Source organism: Anoxybacillus sp. P3H1B (assembly GCF_001560855.1).
GTDB classification, from domain to species: Bacteria; Bacillota; Bacilli; order Bacillales; family Anoxybacillaceae; genus Anoxybacteroides; species Anoxybacteroides rupiense.
Window position 1 is genome coordinate 26,302 of sequence record NZ_LPUG01000017.1, and the last position, 26,531, is coordinate 52,832.

The window sequence follows — 26,531 nt, forward strand, 5'->3', positions numbered from 1 at the left end:
TAAAATGAGAATGTGATTGTTCATTGTTCTTGCTGGACAATGGAATGATAAGCAGAAGGAGGGCTTATTTTTTTTGCAAATTTGGAAGAGGAATTTATTGGTCTGCTGGTTTGGAATGTTTGTCACAAGTGTCGGAATGAGCCAGCTTGCGCCCGTATTGCCGCTCTATATTAAGCAGCTTGGCGTTCACAACTCCGCTTCCATTGATCAATTTTCCGGAATGGCTTTTGGGATTACTTATATCATTTCTGCCATTTTTTCGCCGATTTGGGGACGGGCGGCAGACAAATTTGGACGAAAGCCGATGCTTTTGCGGGCGAGTCTTGGCATGGCCATCGTGATAGGTTGGATGGGATTTGCCCGCAATGTGTATGAGCTGATCGGCTTAAGGGCATTGCAAGGAGTGATTACAGGCTATGGTACAGCCTGTACGACCTTGATTGCCACGCAGACGGATCATGAACACGCCGGCTGGGCTCTAGGAACACTTTCAACCGCCAATATCGCTGGTTCTTTGCTCGGACCGTTGATTGGCGGCTTTATCGAAGATCATTTTGGTTTGCAAAATGTCTTTTTGATGACAGGAGCCCTTTTGCTGATCGCCTTTGTGGCCACCGCTTTATTTGTGCAAGAAGTTTTTTCTCGACAAAACCGAGAGGCGCTTAGCAGCAAAGAGGTGTGGAATATTGTTCCTGAAAAAAGCCTGACGATCACGTTGCTTGTCACCTTTTTTATATTGACGCTGGCGATGTATTCGGTTGAACCCGTTATCACTGTATATGTGGCGGAGTTATCTAAAAATGCTGATCATATTGCATTATTAGCTGGAATGATATTTTCGGCTTCGGGGCTGGCAAACATTATTGCTGCTCCAAGGTTGGGACGGCTTTCGGATCAAATTGGTGCGCAGAAGGTCATATTAGGGGCGTTAATCGTCGCTGGACTCATTTTTATCCCGCAAGCTTTTGTGCATCATCCGTGGCAGTTGATGATTCTTCGCTTTTTATTAGGATTGGCAGCAGCAGGCTTGACTCCTTCTGTTAATACGCTAGTAAAAAGAATCACACCGGATTCTTTGACAGGGAGAGTTTTTGGTTTCAGCATGGCCGCAGGGTATTTAGGCGTATTTGGCGGCTCTGTTTTTGGCGGACAAGTGGCCGCTCATTTAGGCGTTCGATATGTCTTTTTGATGACAGGAGCGCTGTTGCTGATCAATGCTTTATGGGTTTATGTGAAGGTGTATAAAAAGCTTAATTTACAACAAGAGACAATCTATATGAAAAGCAAAATATTATAATGAGGAGAGAGCGCGATGAATGAAAACATTAAAGCCGAGAAAACAGCACTTGTCGTCATTGATCTGCAAACAGGAATTGTCAATAGATCACATTCTCCTTACACAGGAGCACAAGTGGTTGAAAATGCCAGTAAATTAGTGCATGCATTCACGCAGAAGGGGGCTTTTGTTGTTCTCGTTAAAGTTTCCTCTCTAGATGGGAAGGATATGTTACAGCCGCCTGCAGACTTGAAAACCCAGTCGATCTCGTTTCCGGAAGGATGGGATCGTTTAGTGCCTGAATTCGATCAGATCCCAAATGTCCATGTAATCACCAAAAGACAATGGGGCGCATTTTATGGTACGGAGCTTGATTTGCAGCTGCGCCGCCGCGGAATTGATACGATTGTGTTATGTGGAATTTCTACTTCCATTGGTGTAGATACGACCGCACGGGAAGCATATCAGCATGGTTATCAGCAAATTTTTGTGGAAGACGCCATGACGGCTGCAACAAAAGAAGAGCATGAGTATGTTTGTCGATATATTTTTCCGAGAATCGGCCGAATTCGAACAAGTCAGGAAGTGCTTGAGCTTCTTGTTTAACATGCCCCGCCGAAAAATCTCCCACCTCTAAACGAAGTGAAGGTTATATGGAAGCAGCCAATCACTTATAAGCCCGATGTGGCGAAAAAGGATAAGTGATTTCAAACGGGCAGACATATGAAACGGGGTGCATCAAAACGAGGTCTATCATTTGTGACTCTTTCAACACACGCAGTGGATTTTGTCATGATCCTAAGCGTGTGTTTTTTGATATACGCTCATCCGCTTATCATCAAAGATGGAACTTATAACCGCCGCAAAAGCACCCTGTTTTTGCGGCGGCGGGAGGCAAGTCACTCGCTTGCCTCGGTTGTGCTCAAGTGTGATTCGACCGCTGAACAACCAGCCGCTTCTAGGCCCATTCATCGGTCCGTACGGGGTGTGGTTTAACTTGTTAAATATTGACGCATTATATTGTATCGATATGGTGTGAACTCCTCATAGCATCACGAGGAAGGAACGTATGAAATAACAAAATGCAAAATCGCCAGCGCTGAAGAGGGATTGATATATTTATGAGGGCGATCTCCTTTAAAGCGGATCGAGTCGAATTCTTCTAAATGATACGTTTGTCCGTCTACCTCCACTGCTAGTTGTCCAGACATAACCGTTACAAATTCAACCACCCCTGGCCGATGGGCTTCTGAAGTATATTCTCCATATGGCTGCAAATATCCGCGATACAGTTCCATAGAACCGTGGGAGTGAAATAACGGTTCAGCAATGAATACCTCATTGGAGCTGCTCAATTTAAGAGCATCCTGCTTCCTTGCGATGGAGACCTCTGCTTCGATCGATAATAGTGCCGTAATGGGAATATGGAGGCCATTGGCGATTCTCCAGATGACGGATAAGGTTGGATTGGCTTCTCCATGTTCAATTTTAAGTAGTGTTAATTTACTGACACCGGTTTGTTTAGCTAGTGCTTCGATACTCATTCCTTTACTGATTCGAAATTGCCGGAGATTGGCGCCGATGCGCTTTCCTACATTTTGTTCTTCAAAGGCTGCTTCCTTGTTCATGTTGACCTCCTTTATCAATAACATTGTATATTTCATTAAATGAAAAAGTATATTTTAATATACAAAATGTAATTTTTTATATTATAATATATTATAAGTATATTTTATTATATCAGCTTTTCCTCTCCTTATATATCTATACCATAAAGTTTTTCTTTGAAGGACAGGCGGGAATGAGCAAGTAGGGTTCATTTCAACATAAGGAGTGGTAAGTAAAATGAGCGATAAAAAGAAATCTTGGAGCGATGGGATAGCTGAAGCACTGCCACTGGCCATTGCGATCGGGGCATACGGATTGTCTTACGGTGTGCTGGCTGTACAAGCGCACTTTAGCTGGATCAGTGCGGTGGCGATGTCTATGTTTGTCTTTTCTGGCTCTGTTCAACTGATAACCGTGGCAATGCTTACTTCGGGAGCTAGTGTCGGCAGTGTTTTCGTTACCGCCACACTACTTAATTTGCGTAACTTATTATACGGAGCTGCTCTTGCTGAAGGCATTGCGCCCGCGAAGAAATGGCGCTGGCTGCTCTCCTTTGGTGTATCTGATGAACCTTTTGTATTAGGAAGCTCGCGGTTTAAGAAGTATGGACCGGATCCGCTTTATTTTGCGGTTGTGGCCGGAATCTTTTATTTTGTTTGGGTGGTCTCCTCATTGGTTGGTTCGCTCATGAGCAATCAAGCCGACCCGCAAAAATGGGGGCTGGATTTGGCCTTTCCGGTGACGTTTGCTGCTTTGCTCATTCCGGGCATTAGAGAAAAACCGGCGGTAGCGACGGCACTGGCTGCTGTCTTCATTGCGCTTGGGCTTGAAGCTTGGCAGCCAGGAAATGAGTGGACCATTATTGTGACTGGAATGGTCGCGCCGTTTGCGGGTCTTTATTGGAGCAGGGGGGCTCAACAACATGCTTAACCATTGGCTTCTGATCGGTTTACTATCTGTTTCTACTTATCTGACGCGGCTGCTCGGTGTGGAAGTAATGGCGGGGCGCCGGATGAGTCCAGTTTTACGCTTGTATTTTAGCTATGTGCCGATTGGCATTATGTCTGCACTCATTATCAAACAAGTTTTTCTTCCCGCAGGCGGGGAGCTAACCTTCTCGCCGCCTGTTTTGCTCGGCTGCTTAGCTGCGGCTATCGTGATGAAAATCAGCAACCTGTTTCTTCCTTCTGTTGTAGTTGGCGTTGTCATAGGTTGGTTTGTTCGCTATTTTGGAGGATAGGAGGACCGTGTTATATATTTGCAACCTATTCAAATTAAATCATTAACATACCTGAAATAGCCGACAAGGGAAACCGTATGCGAACATTCTGCATACGGTTTTTTTATCATATCGTACAATGGATATCTTGTCCTTTTTCAAGAATCAAGCGCCGTCGTCTCGGTTGCGCTTTTCTTATGAACAAAAGAAGTGAATGGGCGTGCCCGTGCTATTCTCCCAATCGCTGGAATATCATGTTATCATGGGCTGAATGAGTTCCATTGATAAGTCCAGTGGTTTTTACATTTTGTATGACAAACGAAGAATAAGAGTTACATAATGTGTAATGAAATATAACATCAGACATCATTATAATAAAACATAATGAATATTTATTGTTTTCGGAATAATAAAAATATAAAAATGCCTGTTTGAAAGGAGCGAACGTTTTATATGGAAACACAAAAACGATTATTAGTCAATGGCGACAGATTGAAGGAAACATTGGAAACATTCGCTGATTTTGGCCGTACAGCTCATAACGGTGTTACACGATTAGCGTTGTCGAAAGAAGATCAGCAGGCGCGAAATTATTTTTGTGAATGCTGCAAACAGCTAGGAATGTCCATAAAAGTAGATGATATGGGAACCATTTATGCGACATTGCCAGGAGTAGAAAACAAGCCGCCCATTGTCATCGGTTCTCATCTCGATACGGTAAAAAAAGGCGGTCGCTTTGATGGGGTACTAGGGGTGGCCGCCGGTTTGGAAGTAGCCCGTACATTAGTAGAAAATCAAATTCAACCAAAAATTCCGCTGACGATTGTCAATTTTACCAATGAAGAAGGAGCTAGATTCGAGCCGTCCATGATGGCGTCAGGAGTTTTATCAGGAAAATTTGCGAAGGAAGTGATGCTGCAAAAGGCAGATGCAGATGGAGTGACGTTTGCGGAAGCCTTGAAAGCAAGCGGATATGCCGGGCAGCCGGAAAATCGTTTAACCGAGGCAACCGCTTTTATTGAACTGCATATTGAACAAGGGCCTATATTGGAACAAGAATCATTAACCATTGGCGTAGTGGAATGCGTCGTAGGCATGGTGTGTTATGAAATCGAGGTAACTGGAGAATCCAATCATGCGGGAACGACACCAATGACGATGAGAAAGGATGCCTTGTTTAAGGCTAACGAACTTATCATGGAAGCGCGCCGTCGGCTTGGATCACTTGATCAGGCGCTTGTCTTTACAATCGGTAGAATGGATGTCTCTCCTAATATTCATACGGTGATTCCAAACAAAGTCGTGTTTTCTCTGGAAGCGAGACATCAAAATCCGGATATCATCAAGCAGGTTGAACGCATCATTCAAGGATTGATGCAGACATCGGAAGCGGATGGCTGCACGGTAACTGTAAAGAAATTGTGGGGACGGGATACGGTTTGGTTTGACAGCGGGCTTTGCCAACAGCTGGAGCAATCGGCTCGGTCGCTAGGATACTCATATAAAAGAATGGTAAGCGGAGCGGGGCATGATGCGCAATTTATCGCCAGTTATATACCGACGGCGATGATTTTTGTGCCGAGTGTTAAAGGAAAGAGTCATTGTGAAGAAGAGTTGACGGCGTGGGAGGATTGCGAAAAAGGCGTGAATGTTTTGCTTGATGCTGTTTGTGCACTGCAATCGATCTAAAACAGCGCTCTTGAAGGAGGAAGGGTTACAGCTGCTCTCGTTATGTAGCAAAAAGGTTGAAACGAGTAGGATCAACGGAGACCGATTTCTTCTTCACAGATTCATGAAGCAAAAGGGGGGCTTTGCTAGTTTCAAAGCTATTGAATGGGGCCGTGAAACGGTTCGTTCTTCCGGCCCTCTAACCGTCGAACAGCTGCAGCACAAGATCCAGCGTTTATACCGGTATACCGCGCGAATGGCCATACGAAACATTCTGGAGAATAGATGGCGAGTTCTGTGGTGAAGCTAGAGTCCGTTGAGAATGTATAAGGAAAAGGGAGGTATACCCATGGCGAAGAAGAGCAATTATTTGAAGTCTCCAGATTTGCTTCCGATTGGGCAGTCGAAAAGAAATATAGGAACGTTTGGCTTTGCTGTGATTTGGGTGGGAATGGCGATTGTGCTGGCTGCATTTGCCATTGGCGGATCGGCGATCCAAAGCTTGCCGCTATGGCTTGTCATCGTGGCTACGCTGCTAGGGTCTATCGGTATCGGGGTCTTTATGGTTATTATTGGGGATATTGGCGTCGAGCACGGGCTTTCCTTTCCTGTTTATATGAGGGCTCCGTTCGGAACCATTGGGACTCATATTCCTTCGATCGTGCGCGGAGTAACAGCCGCCTGCTGGTTTGGAATTAACACCTATTTTGGAGCTTCCGCTATTAATGGGATTTTACATTTATTAGTCGGATTTGATAATTGGTTTCTTTGTTTTCTTTTGTTCGCGGCGGTCCAGCTCCTGAATACGGCACTCGGAATCAAATCAATTGAACGATTTGCGGATTTAGCTGCGCCCATTATTATTTTAATTTCCTGTTGGATGTATATCGCCTTATCGGACCAAGCGGCAGAAGCGGGCAAAGACATTTGGTCATGGGTGGAAAGTCCGGCGACAGGAGGAGCCGCTTTTACAGCATTTATGATTATTGTGATGGCTAATATGGGCTTTTGGGGAACATTGGCGGCGGATATGCCGTCATTATCGCGGTTTTTTAAAGCGCCTGCGTATGAGCGCAACTGGTTTAAGCGCAATAAAACCCAGCTTGTGGGCAGTTTGATTGTTATGCCGATTTTTAATACATTTATGGTGACGATTGGAGCTGTATCTTATATGGCTGTTTCCAGCGCTGATCCTGTTGCGGCGTTGCAACAAACAGCCAGCGGCTTTATTCTTGGAATTTTACTGCTGATGATTGTGCTGGCGCAATGGTCTACGAATACGTCTGCGAATGTCATCCCGGCGGCGACGATTTTTTCCAATGTCGGCGGTCCCAAGGTGCCGTTTTGGGTGGGAGTGATAGTGGCCGGAATCATTGGAATTCTCGCTCAGCCATGGAGTTTGTTTGATGTGCTCAACACCGCATTATTGATTATTGGCGCCATTTTATCTTCCATTGTTGGCATTTTGTTCGCTGATTATTATTTGCTTCGCAAGCGGCGAGTCAATGTAGCAGAGCTTTACGAAATGAATGGGCAATACCGGTATCACAAGGGCTTTAACTGGGCCGGCATGATCGCTTGGATCGGGGGAGGGCTTATTGCGAATCTGTTTCCGGCCTATTCGTCGCTTGTCGGCTTTGTAGCCGGTGCGCTCTTTTATTATGTGCTGGCCAAATATTGGTGGTTTAAAAAATATCCTCAAGCGGAAATGGAAGAGCCGAGGGATGAGAAATATTTGGGGATCACTGTTGGACGCGACTGGCACATCGCGACAGATGAAGAAGCTTATATGGCGCCAGAAATCGCTCATTCACCAGCGATGGAGGCGAAGGAAAATTAAGAGATAAGTTCAGCGGAATCTTGGCGTTTCTTCCTTCATATTTCTATTGTTGGTGTTACATTTGTATGACACGGTGCCATTCGTCGTTGAAAGGGGCAAGCGAAGAGCTTGGCTCTTTTTTTATGGCAGTGGGTCAATCCTGAAGACTGCTGCGTTTTTATATAATATAACAACCATATGCGTGACACATTCATTCGTTCACCGCAAATCATCCATGCATCCATGCCGAATCATTATGGAAAAGCGAAAAAGGTAACGTTTTTTGATAGGCTGTTGTCGCTCGTTTCGTTTATAATATAGTGATAGAAACTTCCTGTTCCCTGCTTTTGGCTGAGTACTGCCGGGGGCTCATGGGAAAGGGATGATAAAAAGATCATTCATATCTATTTTCATTCTGTAGGGTAAAGGGGAATCGGGATATGTTGCAAAAAGCCTTAACGATTGCTGGCTCCGATACAAGCGGCGGTGCCGGCATTCAAGCAGATTTAAAAACGTTTCAAGAGCTTAATGTATATGGAATGACGGCTCTTACGACCATTGTCACAATGGATCCAGAAACCTGGCAGCACCGAGTATTTCCATTAGGAACGGATGTGCTAGAATCTCAATTGCAGACTGCCTTTTCTGCTGGGATCGATGCCTTGAAAACAGGAATGCTCGGTTCGGTGGAGGTCATTGAGTTAGCGGCAGCCTATATTGACAAATACGAAATGGAGCGAGTGGTGATTGATCCAGTTATGGTATGCAAAGGGGAAAATGAAGTGCTACATCCTGAAACAACCGACGCTTTGCGGGATGTTCTTGTCAAGCATGCGCTCATTGTAACTCCGAACCTATTCGAAGCGAGCCAGCTGGCAAAAAGCGAACCCATTCGAACATTGGATGATATGAAACAAGCGGCCACGACTATTTATGAACTGGGCGCAAAGTATGTATTAATTAAAGGCGGCAAGCAATTGCAGCACGAAAAAGCCATTGATTTATTGTATGACGGAAAAGAATATCGCCTATTTGAAGCAGAAAAAGTAGAAACAACGTTTAATCACGGCGCTGGCTGTACGTATGCTGCGGCCATTACGGCAGAGCTTGCGAAGGGCCGGACTGTCGAAGATGCCGTTGGATTGGCCAAGCAATTTATCTCAAAAGCGGTCCGCCATGGCTTCCGTCTCAATGATTTTGTCGGTCCGGTGATGCATGCGGCCCACCGCCGTTTTTAACACATCCACCGAGAGTCTCTCACCTCTAAACGAAGTGAAGGTGGTGGAGGTTCATAAGCACGACTATAATAGGACTCATGGCCCCTTATAGCCTTAGCTGTTTTTCTGGCTAAGGCTATATCCGCTTTTCATGGTATCTCTATTTCCTTCTTTATCGTTCGTATTCAACAAAACCTTCTTTGACATGTAAATCCTTCTCTCTATTTGTCAAACATGATTTATTTTTTGTAGGCGTTTGTACAGTACAGATATTAAAACAGAAATTTAGTCTATATTTTAAAAGTTTTATCGTTCTCTTTCTTGAACTAAGGAGAAAATTAACTAAAAAAGCTAGATTGACTAGGCGGAAACTTGTTTTACTGTTTATTACTTAGTAAATCGCTGTCCTTTTTTTTGTATTCGGAAAATTGTCTATTTATAAATCTGGAATCTATCCATGTGCAGCAAACAGGAAATCACATATAATTCCATTGATAATAATTATCATTTTTATCATTCGTATTTTACGAGGATAGTAGATGAAAAACTAGAAATATAATCTATTGGAACTGGTTGATATGACCAAATTGCCAATTAATACTAAAGTTATTTTCTACAGAATGGGGCCAATGTAGCATTTTTTTGCTAATATCGAAAATGCATTGACGTGGAGATGCTGTTTATGTAGCATAGTTAGTGAAGAATTTTCGATAATGATAATCATTATCAATAATGGTATGTATTTGCAACCATTTGATAATGATGATGACCATTTCTGTTTGTTTGGTTTTATGTAAAAATGCTCGACGCAGTTAGCTGAAATCAGCAAAGATGCTGGGAAGGCATGCTTCGCTAGTTGTCATTCATTGACCCATGGGCGGGAAAGGAGTGAAAAGGATGGATCAATGCGGAATAGCAGGAAAAGTGGCTCTTGTTACCGGCGCTGCCCAAGGAATTGGCGAGGCGGTAATAAGGGCTTTTGTTAAGCAAGGGGTGCTGGTTGCGGCTGTTGACCGAAATGGTGAACGATTAGATGCCCTTGTTTCTGAATTGCAGGGACAAGGTTATCGGGTGCAATCGTTTTTGGCCGACGTAGCGAATCGCACTCAAGTGGATGAAGTAGTGGAGAAAGTGGAGCAGAGTTTAGGTCCGATCGAGATTTTAGTCAATGTTGCCGGCATTTTGCGGACAGGGCCTGTAAGCAGCTTGACGGATCAAGATTGGGAAGAGGTATTCAAGGTCAATGCAACAGGTGTTTTTTATGTGTCTCGTGCTGTGAGCCGGCGTATGATTCCTCGCCGCTCGGGCGCGATTGTAACAGTAAGCTCAAACGCAGCGACGACGCCACGGATGTCAATGGCTGCTTATGCAGCGTCAAAAGCGGCTGCAACGATGTTTACGAAATGCCTTGGTTTAGAGTTGGCTCCTTATCACATTCGCTGCAACGTAGTTTCTCCTGGTTCGACTGAAACCGATATGCAGCGAGCGATGTGGACAGATGACAATGGGGCCAATAAAGTGATCGCTGGCTCATTGGAGGAATACCGCCTTGGCATTCCTTTAAAAAAGCTGGCGCAGCCTTCAGATATTGCTGATGCGGTTCTATTCCTTGCTTCTGAGCAATCACGCCATATTACACTGCATGATCTCAGAGTAGATGGAGGCGCTACGTTAGATTCATAACATTCCATGGAGGGAACGACGGATGCAAACAAAAACAATGAATCATGCTACAGCTGAACAGCTGCTTGCTGAATATAAAGCGGGGGCCTCTTTTTTTCTAGCTTCGCCGCGGCAAACTCTGTTAGCTCAAGGAATGGTTGCGGTTGTGCCAACGAATGGCTATGAAAATGAAAAAGCACAAATAATGAATCATATCAAACAAGTGTTAAAAAGGGTAAAACAGCAGGGAATCAGTCATCATCCTATGGTGGTGGGCGCCATTCCTTTTGACCATCTGTATCCCGCTCAATTGATGGTGCCTTCAGAGGTGGAATGGGCCGGTCCGCTGTCCTTTGGCCAATGGAAGGAGCCGATTGAACAGCAGACAGATCGAGAATATAAGGTAACCCCCATTCCATCACCGGAAGGCTATAAGGATGCAGTGGAACAAGGATTGCAGCGCATCAAAGCAGGGGATCTTCGCAAAATCGTTTTATCAAGATCCCTTCAGCTTACTTCAACCCAAAAGGTTGATATTCCGCGACTTTTGCGGCAGCTGGCTGTACATAATCCAACAGGCTATACATTTGCTGCGGCCTTGCCAGATCGTGTTGTACGTGCTGATGCAGCGCCCCACGAAATCACCGGGAATCGCACGCTTGTTGGAGCGAGTCCGGAACTGCTCGTTGCCAAATCTGGCATGCAGGTGATCGCGAATCCATTAGCAGGTTCAGCGCCGCGCAGCAGCGATCCAGAAGAAGATCGGCGACGCGCTCAGGAGCTTCTGTCTTCAGCGAAAAATCGCCATGAGCATGCAGTTGTCATCGAAGCGGTAGCAAATGCGCTCAGACCGTTTTGCAAGACATTGGATGTGCCGGAAGAGCCTTCGCTGATTCATACAGAAACGATGTGGCATTTATCCACGGTTATTCGCGGCGAACTATCTTCATCGTCGATTACTTCGCTTGATTTGGCGTTTGCGCTTCATCCGACCCCAGCGGTTTGCGGCACGCCGACCCCAGTAGCGAAGCAGGCCATTCAAGAGATTGAACCGTTTGAACGCGGCTTTTTTACCGGAATGGTAGGATGGTGCAACGAAGAGGGAGATGGAGAATGGATCGTAACGATTCGTTGTGCCGAAATTGAAGATCATACGCTTCGCTTGTTTGCCGGTGCTGGTGTTGTAGAAGGGTCAAAGCCGGAGGAAGAATTGGCGGAAACATCGGCTAAGTTTCGCACCATGTTGTTAGCGATGGGATTAAATGACGACATTCTTAAGTAAGTACGGAGGGGAAAGCCATGTTAAGCGGATGCGTTGCCTGGCCAAAAGAATTGGCTGATTTTTATCGTAAGGAAGGATGCTGGGCGGGTGAAACGTTCGGCGATATGTTGCGGCAAAGAGCAATGAAGTATGGTGAACGGATTGCCGTTACCTCTCGAAAAAGACAGCTTACATATCAAGAGCTTGATCGGCGAGCGGACCAGCTTGCGGCGGGACTTTATCAAATGGGGATTCGCCCGAAGGATCGCGTGGTTCTTCAATTGCCTAATCAAGTGGAATTTTTTGAAGTATGCTTTGCCTTATTTCGCTTGGGGGCGCTTCCTGTCTTTGCCTTGCCTTCCCATCGATTCAGTGAAATTCGCTATTTTTGCGAGTTTAGCGAAGCGGCCGCCTATATTATTGCTGATCAGCATGCGGGATTTGATTTTCGATCACTTGCCCGGCAGGTAAAGGCAGCTGTTCCAACATTGAAGCATGTCATCGTCACAGGAGAAGCAGAAGAGTTTCTATCATTAGAAGACTTGTTTATCGAGCCGATTGAGCTCCCTATTGTCCGTTCCAGCGACATTGCGTTCTTTCAATTATCGGGCGGCAGCACAGGGTTATCAAAAATGATTCCGCGCACTCATGATGAGTATATTTACAGCCTGCGCATCAGTGCGGAAATTTGCCAGTTAAATCAAGATAGCATCTACCTTGCTGCTCTGCCGATGGCTCATAACTACCCGCTTAGCTCACCAGGAGTGCTAGGAACGTTGTATGCTGGCGGAAGAGTGGTTTTGTCGGAAAGTCCTAGCCCAGATGAGGCGTTTCCGCTGATCCAGCAGGAAAAGGTGACCATTACGGCGCTTGTGCCGCCGCTCGTTTGGATTTGGCTTGATGCCGCCTCTTCCCGGCAATATGATTTATCGAGCTTGCAAGTTTTGCAGGTCGGCGGTGCTAAATTTAGTGCGGAAGTGGCGAAAAGAGTTCAGCCTGTGTTGGGTTGCAAGCTGCAGCAAGTATACGGTATGGCTGAAGGGCTCGTTAATTATACGAGATTAGACGATCCGGAGGAAATTGTGATTCATACGCAAGGAAGGCCGATGTCACCATACGATGAAATCCGCATTGTTGATAAGGAGGATCGCGAAGTGGAACCGGGAGAAGTGGGTGAGCTGTTAACAAGGGGACCTTATACGATCCGCGGCTATTATAAAGCGGAGGAGCATAATGCAAAAGCGTTTACTTCTGATGGATTTTACCGAACGGGTGATTTAGTGCGAATGACTCCGTCCGGCTACTTGGTGGTGGAGGGGCGCGTAAAGGATCAGATTAACCGGGGCGGTGAAAAAATCGCCGCTGAGGAAATGGAAAATCACCTTCTTGCTCATCCTGCGGTACGCGATGCGGCAATTGTCTCCATGCCTGATGAATTTCTTGGCGAACGGTCATGCGCTTTTATTATTCCGCGTGATGCGTCCTTGAAAGCGACGGAATTGAGAGCATTTTTGCGAGAGCGTGGGGTAGCCGCCTTTAAAATACCGGATCGAATTGAGTTTGTTGATTCATTTCCAAAGACGCCTGTTGGAAAAATCAACAAAAGAGAATTGCGCAAAAGGATTACTGAAAAGCTGCAAGCATCTCAAAAGACAACGGTATAACCATAGAGAAAGGAAGTGGTCAGATGGGTATTCCAGCTATTCCAGCTTATCCGATGCCTTTGTTGTCAGAATTGCCGAAAAATAAAGTGTTATGGACACTTGACCCTAAGCGGGCTGTTTTATTGATCCACGATATGCAAAATTATTTTCTTGACGCTTTTACTCCAAACGCTTCTCCTTTAGTGGAGCTTGTAAGCCATATTCAACAGATTAAACAGGAATGCAAAAAGCTAGGAGTGCCTGTCGTTTACTCGGCACAGCCAGGAGGGCAAGCCCCGGAGGAGCGCGGATTGCTTCAAGATTTTTGGGGAAAAGGCATTGCCGACGATCCTTATCAAAAAGGAATTATTGATGATCTAGCGCCGGATGCCGATGATATCGTTCTGACCAAATGGCGGTATAGCGCATTCAAAAAGACGAATCTTTCTGAAATATTAAAAGAACAAGGGAGAGATCAGTTAATCATTTGCGGAGTTTACGCTCATATTGGCTGCTTATTAACAGCTAGCGATGCTTTTATGCAAGATATCCAAGTCTTTTTTGTCGCCGATGCAGTGGCTGATTTTTCGCGTGAACAGCACCAAATGGCGATCCAATATGCGGCCAGCCGTTGCGCATTTACCATGTCTACGCAGCAGCTTCTTGGGGTGTTAAAAAGAGCGCAAAATCCGCTGCCGCTCAGCTTAGAAGATGTGCGGCGTCAGGTAGCCGAGCTTCTGCAAGAGGAAGCGGCTGATCTTTCCGATCAAGAGAATTTAATCGACAGAGGATTGGACTCCATTCGCATTATGAGTTTAGTAGAAAAATGGAGAAGAGCGGGAGCAGAAGTTACCTTTGCGGATCTTGCTGCGCGGCCGACTCTTTCCGATTGGTGGAATTTATTATATTTTCCACGAGAAAAGGTGCTATCTCACCAAGATTCGTAGTAAAGGAGGCCGAATCCATGTCCATGAATCAGCGTCTGCGTTTGCCTTTATCGGGGGCGCAAGCGGGTATTTGGTTTGCTCAACAGCTCGATCCAGCAAATCCTATTTATAATACAGGAGAATACGTTGAAATTCACGGGCCGGTTGATCCGGCTCGCTTTGAACAAGCATTGCGTCATGTGTTGGTCCAAGCAGAATCATTGCACGCTCAATTTGGCGAAGATGAAAATGGGCCATGGCAGATCATTGATCCTTCGCCGGATTTCCCATTTTATTTCATCGACGTGAGCACAGCCGCAAATCCGGAGTCTGAAGCGCTTTGTTGGATGAAAAAAGATCTATCTAAACCGGTAGATTTAAAATGCGATCCGCTTTTTACGGAAGCGTTATTTAAGCTTTCTGATCAGCGCTTTTTCTGGTATCAGCGCATTCATCATATTGCCATCGATGGCTTTGGATTTTCACTGATTGCCCAAAAAGTAGCGGAGACTTATACGGCGCTTATGAACGATCGAATGATCGCTGCTGATGAAGCCTTTGCTTCATTTCGTGAGGTGATAGAAGAAGAGAAAGTTTATCATGCCTCTGAGCAATATGAGCGTGACCGCCAATTTTGGTTAGAGCGTTTTCGCGATCAGCCTGAAGCCGTAAGCCTTTCTGATCGAGCGGCGCGCGCTTCGCATACGTTTATTCGGAAAACCGTCCATTTATCCGTCGCTCAAACCGAACGGTTGAAACAATCGACTCAATATTGGAAAGCGGGATGGCATGAGCTTTTCCTTGCGGCAACCGCTCTTTATCTTCATCGGTTGACAAGCGCCACCGATGTTATTCTTGGCTTGCCGATGATGAATCGCTTAGGTTCCGTGGCGTTGAATGTGCCGGCTATGGTGATGAATCTAGTTCCGCTTCGTCTGCATCTGCATGCAGATATGAAAATGTCACAGCTATTAAGCACTGTTCGCCAGGAAATCAAAGAAATCAAGCAGCATCATAAATATCGCCATGAGCAGCTGCGCCGCGATTTGAAGCTATTAGGGGAAAATCAACGCCTATTTGGCGTGCAAGTCAATATTATGCCGTTTGACTATGGATTGCGTTTTGACGGATATCAAGGAATTACGCATAACCTTTCAGCTGGGCCTGTGGATGATTTGGCGATTAATGTATACGACCGAACAGATGGAAATGGTCTAAGAATTGATTTTGATGCAAATCCGGAGATTTATCAAGCTGATGACCTTGCCGTTCATCAATCTAGGTTTTTACAGATTTTGGATATGTTCACAGTGTTGCAAGAGGATGTGACAATTGGAAGTGTAGAGCTGCTGCTTGAGCAAGAACGCCGCCAAGTCATCGAAATATGGAACGAGACGGCACGGCATCATTCAGAAGCAAGCTTTTTACAGTTGTTTGAAAAACAAGCACAGCAACATCCAGAAGCGATGGCGGTCATTTGCGAAAATCAAATGCTTCGTTATCAAGAGCTGAATGAACAAGCCAATCGTTTGGCCCATTTGCTTGTAGAAAAGGGAGCAGGCCCCGAACAGTATGTAGCATTGGCTCTGCCGCGTTCCGCTGATATGGTTATCGCGATGCTAGCGGTGCTAAAAGCAGGTGCAGCCTACCTGCCGATTGATCCTGAATATCCAAAAGAGCGCTTAGCCTTTATGCTTGATGATGCGGAACCGCTTTGCATCATTACAAACTCAGCGACACAACCGAAATTATCGGCGATTTCTCCGCTTTCAATGATTGTGCTTGATCATCCAGAAACCGAAGAGGCAATCAAACGCTATCCTAGCACAAATGTTGAAAATGGGCGCTCTGCTCTTCATCCGGCCTATGTTATTTATACGTCTGGCTCAACAGGAAAGCCAAAAGGAGTGGTTGTGCCATTCCAAAACCTAAATAACTTTTTATTTGCCATGCAAGACAAATTTATGCTCAATGAGCGTGACCGTTGGCTGGCAGTGACAACGATTGCCTTTGATATTGCTGCTTTAGAAATCTTTCTCCCATTAATGAGCGGAGCAAGATTAATCGTAGCGAAAAAAGAAGCCATTCATGATCCGCAAACGCTCGCTGCGCTGATTTCTAATGAAGAGATTACGATCATGCAGGCGACGCCGACACTTTGGCATATGCTTGTGACGTATCATCCAGACAGCATCGCCGGGTTGCGGGTGCTTGTTGGAGGAGAAGCGTTGCCAAGCAGCCTTGCATCGGCTTTGGATCAGCTCGGGTGCGAGATCACGAATTTATACGGACCGACGGAGACAACGATATGGTCCACGATGGCGACTTTGCAGCAGGATGATATTCTCGCTCCTGCGATTGGTAAACCTATTTGGAATACACAAGTGTATGTTTTGGATCGTCATCTGCAGCCCGTTCCTCCTGGGGTAGCTGGTGAACTATATATTGCTGGCGAGGGGGTAGCGAGAGGCTACTTGAAACGGCCGGATTTGACCGCCGAGCGTTTTGTCGCTAATCCATATGGCCCACCAGGAAGCCGCATGTACCGGACAGGGGATCTTGTACGTTGGCGCAAGGATGGCTCTTTAGATTATATCGGGCGTGTCGATTATCAAGTGAAGCTGCGCGGCTTCCGCATTGAGATCGGTGAAATTGAAGCCATATTAACCAAATATGATGAGGTAGAGCGGGCGGTAGTCGTGGCTCGTGAAGATCAACCAGGCGATCCGCGATTGGTGGCTTATCTCATTCCTCGCGGTTCAAAAGGCGCGCTTGATCTTGCCGAACTGCGGCTTTATGTCAGCGAAAAGCTGCCAGATTATATGGTCCCATCGGCCTTTATGATTTTAGAGGAATTTCCGCTGACTCCAAACGGAAAAATTGATCGCAAGGCGCTGCCGGTTCCAGATTGGACGGTGACAATGAAGGGACGCAAGCCGCGAACACCGCAAGAAGAAATTTTATGTGAGCTTTTTGCTGAGGTGCTTGATTTGTCGGCAGTGGGCATTGACGATAACTTCTTTGAACTGGGAGGTCATTCGTTGCTGGCCGCGCGCTTAATCAGCCGCATCCGCGATGTGTTGGGCGTGGAGCTGGCGATCGGCAAGCTGTTTGAATCACCGACGGTGGCGAGCCTTGTTCATCATCTAAAGGAAGCGGCGCACGGGAAGCCGCCAGTGAAAGCGTATGCTCATAAAGACGAGATTCCTCTATCATTTGCTCAGCGGCGTTTATGGTTTTTACATCATTTAGAAGGTCCAAGCCCTACGTATAATATACCGGTCGTTGTGCATTTAACAGGCGCGCTTCAAATTGCTGCTTTGCGCCAAGCTTTATATGATGTGGTGGAACGGCATGAAACGTTGCGGACTATTTTCCCGGATCGTTCTGGCACTTCAAGGCAAATCGTTTTGGAACCGCATCAAGCACGTCCGGAGCTGATCGTTCAAGAAATTAGCGAAAATGAGTTATCTCGCGTGCTAAATGAGGCGGTGCGTTATAGCTTTGATTTAACAAAAGAGCCGCCCATTCGAGCGCAACTGTTTGTGCTTGGAGCGAATCGATATGTGCTGCTGCTTTTAATGCACCATATTGCAGCAGACGGCTGGTCGCTCACTCCGCTGACTCGTGACTTGGCTAGCGCTTACCGCGCGCATTGCCAGCAGCAAAAAGTGGATTGGCCACCTTTGCCAGTCACATATGCTGATTATGCTCTTTGGCAGCAGGGATTTTTAGGAAACGAAAACCATCCGGATCATCTCGTTGCTAAACAGCTGGATTACTGGAAGCAGACGCTTGCTGACTTACCTGAAGAGCTGGAGTGGTCGACTGACTATCCGCGCCCTGCAGAGTCCAGCTATGAAGGGGGAGTTGTCGAATTCAAGCTCGATGCGGAGCTCCATCAACGGCTATTAGCTTTGGCGCGTGAGAATAAAACAAGCTTATTTATGGTGCTTCAAGCGGGCTTTGCCGCTCTTCTCACTCGGTTGGGAGCGGGAACAGATATTCCGATCGGCAGTCCAATCGCAGGAAGAAACGACGATGCACTGGAAGACCTTGTGGGAATGTTTATTAATACGCTTGTGCTGCGTATGGATACATCAGGGAATCCAAGCTTCCGCGAGCTGCTTGCTAGAGTGAAGCAAGTGAATCTATCAGCTTATGAAAATCAAGATCTTCCATTTGAACGATTAGTGGAGGTTTTAAATCCGGTTCGTTCGCGGGCCAAGCACCCACTATTCCAAGTCATGTTTGTATTTCAAAATACACCGGAGCCAAAGTTGGAGTTGCAAGGTCTGGAAAGTCGATTAGAGGTTCGCAGCGTCGGTTCTGCCAAATTTGATTTGACGCTGGAGCTTCGCGAAAACCGGATGGGAGATGGCTCGCCAGCTGGATTAATAGGTTTATTTGAGTATAGCCGAGATTTATTCCAGCAGGAGACCGTTGAACGATTTGCCAAGCGGTTATGTCAGCTTCTTAAAGAAGTGGTGACGAATCCAGAATTGCCGATTGGACAAATTCATATGCTGCTGCCAGAAGAACGCAAGCTCCTTCTAAATCAAGCAGAGCATCGACAGCGGCATCTGTCTGCGGAAACTCTGCCAGCTTTATTTGAAAAACAAGTCCAAAGAGTTCCAGATGCGACAGCCGTTGTTTTTGAAGATCAAAAGCTTAGTTATGCCGAGCTAAATAAAAAAGCGAATCAGCTGGCTCATTTTCTCATCAGTAAAGGAGTGGGCCCAGAAAGAGTAGTCGCTCTTGCGTTGCCGCGTTCATTGGAAATGGTGATCGGCATTTTAGCGGTATTGAAGGCGGGAGGCGCTTACTTGCCTTTAGATCCGAATTATCCTGAAGATCGCATTGCCTATATGATGGAAGATGCGCAGCCGATGTATGTGATTGCCAATCAGCAAATGGCCGTTAAGCTTCCGCGTACGCCGAATGTGGAGCATATCGTAGTCGATGCGGAGCATGTTGTGGGGCAAATTGGCCACTATCCGGAAACGAATCCGAATGATGCGGATCGAATCGAAGCTTTATCACCGTATCATATGGCTTATATCATCTATACTTCTGGCTCAACAGGAAAACCAAAAGGCGTGATGATTCCGCATCAAAATGTAGTTCGGCTTTTCCGGTCGACGGAGCATTGGTTCCAATTTTCCGAAAATGATAGTTGGACATTATTCCATTCTTATGCGTTTGACTTTTCCGTTTGGGAGATTTGGGGACCGTTCTTATATGGCGGACGTCTTGTTGTCGTTCCGCACCATGTAAGCCGTTCACCAAAGGAGTTTCTTCAATTGCTCGTGGAGCAAAACGTCACGGTTCTTAATCAAACGCCATCCGCTTTTTATCAGCTGATGCAGGCTGATCGGGAAAACAGCGAATGGTCGAAGCAGCTTTCCTTGCGCTTTGTGATTTTTGGTGGAGAAGCATTGGAGTTGAGCCGTTTAGAAGATTGGTATGAGCGGCACCCTGAGAATCAGCCGAAGCTGATTAATATGTACGGTATTACGGAAACGACGGTGCATGTCAGCTATATTGAATTGGATCGAACGATTCTTTCTCTGAAAGGGAACAGCTTAATTGGTTGCAGCATTCCTGATTTAGAGGTGTATGTATTAGATGATCAGTTGCAGCCGGTTCCGCCGGGAGTGATTGGCGAGATGTATGTGGCTGGAGCTGGATTAGCAAGAGGATACTTAGGGCGCCCTGATTTAACCGCTGAACGCTTTATTGCTAATCCATTTGGACCGTCGGGCTCAAGAATGTATCGCACGGGCGATTTAGCAAAATGGCGCGTAGATGGGACTTTGGATTATATTGGTCGAGCCGATCATCAAGTTAAAATTAGAGGCTATCGAATTGAGTTGGGAGAGATTGAGGCGGTTTTAGCAAAACATCCTCAAATTGCCCAAGTAGCTGTTATTGTTCGGGAAGATCAGCCGGGGGATAAACGGCTTGTAGCCTACATTGTGCCTGCAAAGGATGCCGTGTTTGAATCATCCGAGCTGCGGAAATATGTTGCGGCTAGCCTGCCTGATTATATGATTCCATCCGCTTTTGTCATGATCGAAGCTTTGCCGTTAACTCCGAATGGTAAATTGGATCGCAAAGCGTTACCAATGCCTGATTTAGCGATCGAAGTGAATGGGCGCGGGCCGCGAACACCTCAAGAGGAGATGCTATGTGACCTCTTTATGGAGATTCTCCGCTTACCGCGTGTCGGCATTGACGATGGATTCTTTGAACTTGGAGGCCATTCACTCTTGGCCGTTCAGTTAATGAGCCGTATTCGTGAGACGTTTGGAGTCGAGCTGAGCATAGGTGATTTATTTGAAGCTCCTACCGTTGCGGGTCTTGCTGAGAAATTAGAAATGGGAAGCAGTCATAATGCGTTGGATATATTGTTGCCATTGCGAGCTTCTGGTACAGAGCCTCCGCTATTTTGCGTACATCCAGCGGGAGGTCTTAGCTGGTGCTATGCAGGATTGATGACATCGATCGGAACGGAATATCCAATATACGGATTGCAGGCTCGAGGTATTGCGAAAGCTGAGAGATTGCCAGAGACATTAGATGAGATGGCTGCTGATTATATTGAGCAAATGAAGGCTGTTCAGCCTAAAGGACCATATTACTTATTAGGATGGTCGCTAGGCGGAAATGTCGTGCATGCGATGGCGACACAGCTGCAGCAGCAAGGAGACGAGATTGCACTTCTAGTGATGTTAGACGCATACCCTAGCCACTTTTTACCGATTGCTAAGGCACCGGATGAGCAAGAGGCCTTGATTGCATTGCTTGCTTTAGGAGGATATGATCCGGATAACATGGATGGGAAGCCGTTGAATTTGGAGAATACGATTGAGATGCTTCGGGGTGACGGTAGTGCGCTAGCTAGTTTAGAAGAGTCCACCATCTTAAATCTTAAAAACACGTATGTAAATTCTGTCCGTATTTTAAGTGAATATATGCCACGGCGCTATAAGGGAGATCTCCTATTCTTCCGCTCAACCATTATTCCGGAATGGTTTGATCCAATCGAGCCGGAGGCATGGCTACCATATATCGATGGCCGAATCATTCAATATGATATCGAATGCCGCCATAAGGATATGTGCCAGCCTGGGCCATTGGCTGAAATTGGCCGCGTTCTTGCTGATCAATTAGGAAATAAAGTGATTTCATTCCAATGAATGGAGGGAGAGGTATAAAATGACCAACCCTTTTGAAAATCAAGATGGGACCTATGTTGTCTTAATCAATGAGGAAGGCCAGTACTCGCTCTGGCCGTCCTCCATTGCGGTTCCTTCCGGTTGGAGAATTGTGTTTTCAGAAAATACACGTGCCGCTTGCCACGATTATATTCATACACACTGGACGGACATGAGGCCTAACAGTTTGCGAGAAATCAAAAAATAAAATAGATCATCCGCCTAGACCGTGGATCAAGTTCAGTAGCTTCAACACTTGTCGTAGAGCAGTGGCTTCTGTGGACTCTTCCACCTACACCTGATGAATAGGTTAAATAAAAACTTAACGACTTTAACTTGGCAATGAACGGTGCCAAATCGGAGTTGAGCAGGAAAGGATCAAGCCTTTTAGCGATACAGCCCCCCTGCTCAACTTTTTTTATTGAACAGATTAGGTGAAAAGAAGTGAATCAAAAGTTCTGTAAAAAACCATACTAGCCTCCGTTAAGTATCGTGAGTCCTTGAGAAACATCCATCCAACGTGACAAGGACAAAAAGAAGAATTGTTGCCGCTGTTTTATGGAGTTTGTCCAAAATAAATTCTGGATCCTGTCTATGGATGAGTGAAAAGACCCACTTATAATTATTAATGATAATCATTATCATACAAGTAGGGGGTTCATTTATGAAAAAACGGAAGTGGCTGTATCGTAGCTTCATGGTTCTACTTATTGCGCTCTTAGCCATTGGCGGAGTGCAATCATCAGCCGCGGCAGCGACTAGCAAGACGACCAAAATTAAATATCTTGGGAAGACGTATACCGCTCCTGTGACAGCGAAAAGAATTGTGATCACAGGAAGTTTGGAAACGATGGAAGATGCCCTTGTGCTAGGTGTGAAGCCTGCTGGTGGCATCACGGTTGGCGGTAAGTTTCCAGATATGTTTAAAAAAATTACCGGTTCTACGGTATCTATTGGTGAAAAAGCCCAGCCCAACATGGAGGCCATCGTTAAGCTAAAACCGGATGTCATTTTGGCATCGACCAAATTTCCGCCAGATGTGATTAACAAATTGCAAAAAATCGCTCCAACAATTCCTGTTTCTCACATCTCGACAGATTGGGAAGCCAATTTACGTCTGCTCGCTACATTAACGGGAAAGAAACAACAGGCAGAGAGCATCATCAAAAGCTACAAAACTCAACTGGCAACGGCTAAGAAAAAGCTAGGCACGAAGCTGAAAGGGAAAAAAGTGGTTGTTATCCGAATTAGAAATGGCAACATCATGATTTATCATAAAGATGTGTTTTTCAACTCTACGCTGTATAGAGATTTAGGATTGACGGTGCCGAATGAGATTAAAAAGGCACAAACTCAGGAAATGATCTCTCTTGAAAAATTCAGTGCAATGAATCCAGATTATATCTTTGTTCAATTCGCGAAAGACGAGAACAAGAGTCAGCCTGAGGCATTGAAGCAGTTGCAAAAAAATCCGATTTGGAAAAATATCAAAGCGGTGAAAAATAATAAAGTGTTCGTCAACGTGGTGGATCCGCTTGCACAAGGCGGCACAGCGTGGAGCAAAACGAATTTCTTAAAAGCCGCTGTACCGATGCTTAGCAAATAGTATCGCACTTGCCTTGATTATCCACGATTTCATGATATTATTTACTGTTTCTTCTCTCGAACCATGAACACGCCGTTCAAAGTTTCTTCGTTAGCCCTGATTTGGTCGCTTTTACTGATTGTGACGGTGGCGATTATCAGGGCAATCGGTTTTTTATGGAGAAGAAGATGGATGCCATGGCCAGTTGGCAAGCAGTGGTTCAGTTTGATCTAAATGATGTCAATCGTCAATGGTCAAGTACTGTCGGCTGTCAAGAGTGATCGGTGTCTTTCTTGCAAATTTGGGAATCAATCATGCAGGCGAAGAGAGGATGGCTATGAAGATCTGGGCTCTTTATATTCCTTTTATAGGGATTAGATGAAAGTCTCTTTTTCTGTGATACGATCTCTTGCTTGTCAGCAGGAAAGCTGGATTCAAATCTGACGTTTCATGCGTTTATGAACGTGACCATTGTTTTCAGTTAGAAAAAACATGCCGATCAGAGTTGAGCAGGAAAGGATCAAGCCCTTAGAACACCTGCTTAACTCTTCTTTTATTTTCCACACGATCAAGCAAAACGGAAATGAGAGAGGAGAATGGTTGCCGTGGTGGAATGGGAAATAGCGAATTCAGTTCCTCATTTAACGAAGCATGCGTGCCAGGTTTGGCTCGCTAACATCCGTGATCTACAATCGTGGCATATTCGATTGCTGAATGCGGAGGAAAAGGAAAGAGTACAATCATTTCGGAAAGAGCAAGATCGAGCTCGTTTTATGATCGGTTGTGTATTAAGTCGCTTTGTATTAGCGGCGCAGCTCAATATGGCTCCGCATGAAGTGCCGATTGATCGCACTTGCTCGGCTTGTCGTAAGGCTCATGGCCGTCCGCAGCTGCCTGACCGTTCATTGCAATGGTCGATTTCTCATTCCGGTGAGAGAGTTCTCGTTGCTTTTACAGCCGGCATCCCCGTTGGTGTCGACATTGAGTGGATGGGTGACTCTCACGCTTTAGATGTAAGGAAAATGGCCAATGAAGTGCTAGCAGAGGAAGAAAAATATCATGTGCTTCAAGCATCGCCTCAAGAGCAAAAGAGGGCTTTTTATACATATTGGACAAGGAAAGAAGCGATATTGAAAGCAACGGGCAAGGGATTGCAAATTTCTCCATTGCATGTGATCGTATCTGCGCCTCATCAAACCCCACGGTTACTTTATTTGAAAGATGACCCTGATTGCCTAAACCGTGCAACGATGTATCCGTTAGAGATTGATAACGGTTATGTGGCCTCATTAGCTTTGCTGGATGAAGCGAGCCAAAAAATAGAGCGATATGATGCTGGAAGGTTGCTGAGGGAAGGGTTTGGCTGGAAAGATGATTATAATAAATAAAGGTGTGAATGATCGGGAAGGGATGGATAAGGCTGTTCTCAACAGGAGAACAGCCTTGTTTTTTTGCCGTGTGTCTGCGTGTTCCTGATCCTCGTTTGTTAAAAACACTCCATTCTCCTTCTTTTCAGATGCTATCTATATCAAATAGTTGAACTTGAATGGGAGTATATTGTGAAAAAGGGAATGATTTGATATACTTATTATAATAATGATAATCATTATCAAACACTAAATAACAATGAATGGTCAAAGCTCGAATAAAATCGCTCTTTTTCATGTATAGATGCAGAAGCAAGAAGGAGGGAGAAAGATCATGGTCCAATCTGAAATGATCAAGCAAGAGGCCGATGAGTTTGCTTGGGATCGCTCGTTTTTTAGAATGCGGGAGATGCAGTTTATCAAAGAAGAAGGCGACTGGCGGATCGAACAGCAGCTTACAACTTCTCATGTACTGATGATCGTTAAAGGTGGACAAGGACATTTTATGTTAAATAGTCACAGGTATCGACTGCGGCAGAATACCGCTTATATGTGCTCCCCTGGTGATACATATGGAATTGAAATAGAAGCAAGAAGTAAAATGTTCTTGTTTAAGTTTGACGTGTTTCAACGGAAAGGTTCAGGATATGAGTGCCTATCCGATCACGGGGAATGCTTCTTTCCGTTACAGGGGGAAATCCCTGTGTTTCCTGCGGATCGGCTGATCTCGTTATGTGATGAAATTTATGATCATTGGCGAAGCGAGGATGAGCTGGAACGGTTTCGCTGCCAGCTTGCTTTCCAAGAGCTGTTTTATTATATCATGAAGCATCGTTCGCCTTTTCCTAAAGAATCACGAACATCGCTAGAGGCCGCTAAGAACTATATGGAACGTTATTTTTATGAGAATTTGACGATTGAGCAATTAGCAAGGATATCCAATATTAGTCCTAAATATTTTGTCGATTTGTTCAAAAAAACGTATGGAATGAGCGCAATGGATTATTTAACAGAGCTTCGGCTGAATAAGGCGAAGCGTCTGATGGCGCAATCTGACGCTAAACTGCGTGATATCGCCCATCAGGTTGGTTATCATGATGAATTTTACTTTAGCCGTAAATTTAAAAAGAAGGTAGGGGTTACGCCGACCGCTTATATGAAAAGCCGCCGGCGAAAAATTGCTGCTTATACGTCTCCGATTACCGGCCAATTGCTTGCATTAAAGATTATTCCTTATGCGGCGCCGCTTCATCCGAAATGGACGGCTTATTATTATAAAATGTACCGTGACGATATTTCTGTCCCTCTCAGTGCTTATCGCAAAAACCAAGATTGGGAATCGAAAGTTGAGGCTCTGTCCCATGAGCGGCCGGATGTGATTATTAGCACAGACGATCTCGAAAAGATGGAGAAGGCGAGGCTTGAACAGATTGCTCCTATTTTTTATGTTCCGTGGACTGAGAAAAACTGGCGGGAGCAGCTGATGCTGACGGCTGAATTTTTAAGAGAAGAGAAGGAAGCAGAGAACTGGCTTCAAATGTATGATCGAAAGGTGAAGTTTGCTAGACAACAGCTAAAGCGAGAAGTAGGAGAGGACACATTTTTGGTCGTGCGAATCTCGAAGCAGCATTTATATGCTCATTGCAATCGTGGCATGTCAGAGGTGTTTTATCAGGATTTGCAAATGAATGCCGCGTATCCTAAGAGCGGTGCTTACAACGAGCCGATTGAGCTCGATCAGCTTGCTCAAATAGATGCGGATCGTTTGTTGCTATTAATTAGGCAGGAAGAAGAAACGTTAGCTTTTTGGAATCAATTGCAATATTCACTTCCATGGCAAGAACTGAAAGCGGTTCGCCATCATCAAGTATATGTGCTTCCTTCCGATCCGTGGGTGGAGTACTCGGCATATGCCCATGATCGAATTATTGATGAATCGTTAAAGTTTTTTTCTGGAATTTGTCCAAAATGAATTTCGGATACTGTCCATGTTCAGGGTGGAAGATCTAAATTATAATCATAAATGATAATCATTATCACCTAGAGGATGAGGGGAGGAC

Annotated in this window: 17 protein-coding genes; 16 read left to right on the forward strand and 1 reads right to left on the reverse strand. The window is 45.4% G+C overall.

Translation table 11 applies throughout. From position 1 onward, the window contains the following. Window positions 1–73: 73 nt before the first annotated feature. Both AT864_RS10840 and AT864_RS10845 read left to right on the forward strand, forming a co-directional pair. On the forward strand, window positions 74–1,297 hold the full coding sequence (locus AT864_RS10840) for a multidrug efflux MFS transporter (protein ID WP_044742613.1): 1,224 nt from the start codon (window positions 74–76) through the stop codon (window positions 1,295–1,297). 15 nt (window positions 1,298–1,312) lie between these two features. Next, window positions 1,313–1,882, forward strand: coding sequence for a hydrolase (locus AT864_RS10845; RefSeq protein ID WP_044742601.1), 570 nt, complete (start codon window positions 1,313–1,315; stop codon window positions 1,880–1,882). A gap of 446 nt (window positions 1,883–2,328) precedes the next feature. On the opposite strand, the gene AT864_RS17595 is transcribed toward AT864_RS10845, so the two are convergent. After that, window positions 2,329–2,904, reverse strand: a complete 576-nt coding sequence (locus AT864_RS17595) for a helix-turn-helix domain-containing protein (RefSeq protein ID WP_044742600.1) — start codon at window positions 2,902–2,904, stop codon at window positions 2,329–2,331. A gap of 217 nt (window positions 2,905–3,121) precedes the next feature. On the opposite strand from AT864_RS17595, the gene AT864_RS10855 reads away from it, so the two are divergent. The 14 genes from AT864_RS10855 (at window position 3,122) to AT864_RS10925 (ending at window position 26,443) form a co-directional block, all read left to right on the forward strand. Then, the gene (locus tag AT864_RS10855) at window positions 3,122–3,814 is read left to right on the forward strand and encodes an AzlC family ABC transporter permease (protein ID WP_066148959.1); all 693 of its coding nucleotides are present in this window, start codon (window positions 3,122–3,124) and stop codon (window positions 3,812–3,814) included. Then, on the forward strand, window positions 3,807–4,124 hold the full coding sequence (locus tag AT864_RS10860; protein ID WP_066148960.1) for an AzlD domain-containing protein: 318 nt from the start codon (window positions 3,807–3,809) through the stop codon (window positions 4,122–4,124). Before AT864_RS10855 ends, AT864_RS10860 begins: the two co-directional genes overlap by 8 nt. 432 nt (window positions 4,125–4,556) lie before the next feature. Then, window positions 4,557–5,792, forward strand: a complete 1,236-nt coding sequence (locus tag AT864_RS10865; protein WP_066148961.1) for a Zn-dependent hydrolase — start codon at window positions 4,557–4,559, stop codon at window positions 5,790–5,792. 328 nt (window positions 5,793–6,120) lie between these two features. Continuing rightward, entirely contained in the window at window positions 6,121–7,611 is a 1,491-nt protein-coding gene (locus tag AT864_RS10875) for an NCS1 family transporter (RefSeq protein WP_066148963.1), read from the forward strand. Between the two features lie 419 nt (window positions 7,612–8,030). Then, a complete protein-coding gene (gene pdxK, locus AT864_RS10880) occupies window positions 8,031–8,828 on the forward strand; it encodes a pyridoxine/pyridoxal/pyridoxamine kinase (protein WP_066148964.1) in 798 nt (265 codons plus the stop codon). 876 nt (window positions 8,829–9,704) lie between these two features. Continuing rightward, window positions 9,705–10,490, forward strand: a complete 786-nt coding sequence (locus AT864_RS10885; RefSeq protein WP_066148965.1) for a 2,3-dihydro-2,3-dihydroxybenzoate dehydrogenase — start codon at window positions 9,705–9,707, stop codon at window positions 10,488–10,490. Window positions 10,491–10,512: 22 nt separating this feature from the next. Further along, window positions 10,513–11,751, forward strand: a complete 1,239-nt coding sequence (gene dhbC, locus AT864_RS10890) for an isochorismate synthase DhbC (RefSeq protein ID WP_044742593.1) — start codon at window positions 10,513–10,515, stop codon at window positions 11,749–11,751. Window positions 11,752–11,768: 17 nt separating this feature from the next. Then, the gene (locus tag AT864_RS10895; RefSeq protein ID WP_066148966.1) at window positions 11,769–13,394 is read left to right on the forward strand and encodes a (2,3-dihydroxybenzoyl)adenylate synthase; all 1,626 of its coding nucleotides are present in this window, start codon (window positions 11,769–11,771) and stop codon (window positions 13,392–13,394) included. A 23-nt stretch (window positions 13,395–13,417) separates the two neighbouring features. After that, entirely contained in the window at window positions 13,418–14,320 is a 903-nt protein-coding gene (locus tag AT864_RS10900) for an isochorismatase family protein (RefSeq protein WP_066148967.1), read from the forward strand. 17 nt (window positions 14,321–14,337) lie between these two features. After that, window positions 14,338–21,501, forward strand: coding sequence for a non-ribosomal peptide synthetase (locus AT864_RS10905; protein ID WP_066148968.1), 7,164 nt, complete (start codon window positions 14,338–14,340; stop codon window positions 21,499–21,501). Window positions 21,502–21,520: 19 nt separating this feature from the next. Further along, entirely contained in the window at window positions 21,521–21,727 is a 207-nt protein-coding gene (locus AT864_RS10910; protein ID WP_066148969.1) for an MbtH family protein, read from the forward strand. A gap of 456 nt (window positions 21,728–22,183) precedes the next feature. Continuing rightward, window positions 22,184–23,125 (forward strand): ABC transporter substrate-binding protein, encoded by a 942-nt coding sequence (locus AT864_RS10915; RefSeq protein ID WP_066148970.1) that lies wholly within the window; start codon window positions 22,184–22,186, stop codon window positions 23,123–23,125. 575 nt (window positions 23,126–23,700) lie between these two features. Continuing rightward, complete coding sequence (locus tag AT864_RS10920) at window positions 23,701–24,492, forward strand: 4'-phosphopantetheinyl transferase superfamily protein (protein WP_231734631.1); 792 nt, start codon at window positions 23,701–23,703, stop codon at window positions 24,490–24,492. A gap of 313 nt (window positions 24,493–24,805) precedes the next feature. Then, complete coding sequence (locus AT864_RS10925; RefSeq protein WP_066148972.1) at window positions 24,806–26,443, forward strand: AraC family transcriptional regulator; 1,638 nt, start codon at window positions 24,806–24,808, stop codon at window positions 26,441–26,443. Window positions 26,444–26,531: the final 88 nt, after the last annotated feature.

Excerpts from the sequence above, each read along its gene's own strand:
- pdxK (WP_066148964.1), top strand. The coding sequence starts at position 8,031 with ATGTTGCAAAAAGCCTTAACGATTGCTGGCTCCGATACAAGCGGCGGT.
- dhbC (WP_044742593.1), top strand. The coding sequence starts at position 10,513 with ATGCAAACAAAAACAATGAATCATGCTACAGCTGAACAGCTGCTTGCT.
- AT864_RS10875 (WP_066148963.1), top strand. The coding sequence starts at position 6,121 with ATGGCGAAGAAGAGCAATTATTTGAAGTCTCCAGATTTGCTTCCGATT.
- AT864_RS10910 (WP_066148969.1), top strand. The coding sequence starts at position 21,521 with ATGACCAACCCTTTTGAAAATCAAGATGGGACCTATGTTGTCTTAATC.
- AT864_RS10900 (WP_066148967.1), top strand. The coding sequence starts at position 13,418 with ATGGGTATTCCAGCTATTCCAGCTTATCCGATGCCTTTGTTGTCAGAA.
- AT864_RS10845 (WP_044742601.1), top strand. The coding sequence starts at position 1,313 with ATGAATGAAAACATTAAAGCCGAGAAAACAGCACTTGTCGTCATTGAT.
- AT864_RS10905 (WP_066148968.1), top strand. The coding sequence starts at position 14,338 with ATGTCCATGAATCAGCGTCTGCGTTTGCCTTTATCGGGGGCGCAAGCG.
- AT864_RS10925 (WP_066148972.1), top strand. The coding sequence starts at position 24,806 with ATGGTCCAATCTGAAATGATCAAGCAAGAGGCCGATGAGTTTGCTTGG.
- AT864_RS10895 (WP_066148966.1), top strand. The coding sequence starts at position 11,769 with ATGTTAAGCGGATGCGTTGCCTGGCCAAAAGAATTGGCTGATTTTTAT.
- AT864_RS10860 (WP_066148960.1), top strand. The coding sequence starts at position 3,807 with ATGCTTAACCATTGGCTTCTGATCGGTTTACTATCTGTTTCTACTTAT.
- AT864_RS10920 (WP_231734631.1), top strand. The coding sequence starts at position 23,701 with ATGGTTGCCGTGGTGGAATGGGAAATAGCGAATTCAGTTCCTCATTTA.
- AT864_RS10885 (WP_066148965.1), top strand. The coding sequence starts at position 9,705 with ATGGATCAATGCGGAATAGCAGGAAAAGTGGCTCTTGTTACCGGCGCT.
- AT864_RS10855 (WP_066148959.1), top strand. The coding sequence starts at position 3,122 with ATGAGCGATAAAAAGAAATCTTGGAGCGATGGGATAGCTGAAGCACTG.
- AT864_RS10865 (WP_066148961.1), top strand. The coding sequence starts at position 4,557 with ATGGAAACACAAAAACGATTATTAGTCAATGGCGACAGATTGAAGGAA.
- AT864_RS10915 (WP_066148970.1), top strand. The coding sequence starts at position 22,184 with ATGAAAAAACGGAAGTGGCTGTATCGTAGCTTCATGGTTCTACTTATT.
- AT864_RS17595 (WP_044742600.1), bottom strand. The coding sequence starts at position 2,904 with ATGAACAAGGAAGCAGCCTTTGAAGAACAAAATGTAGGAAAGCGCATC.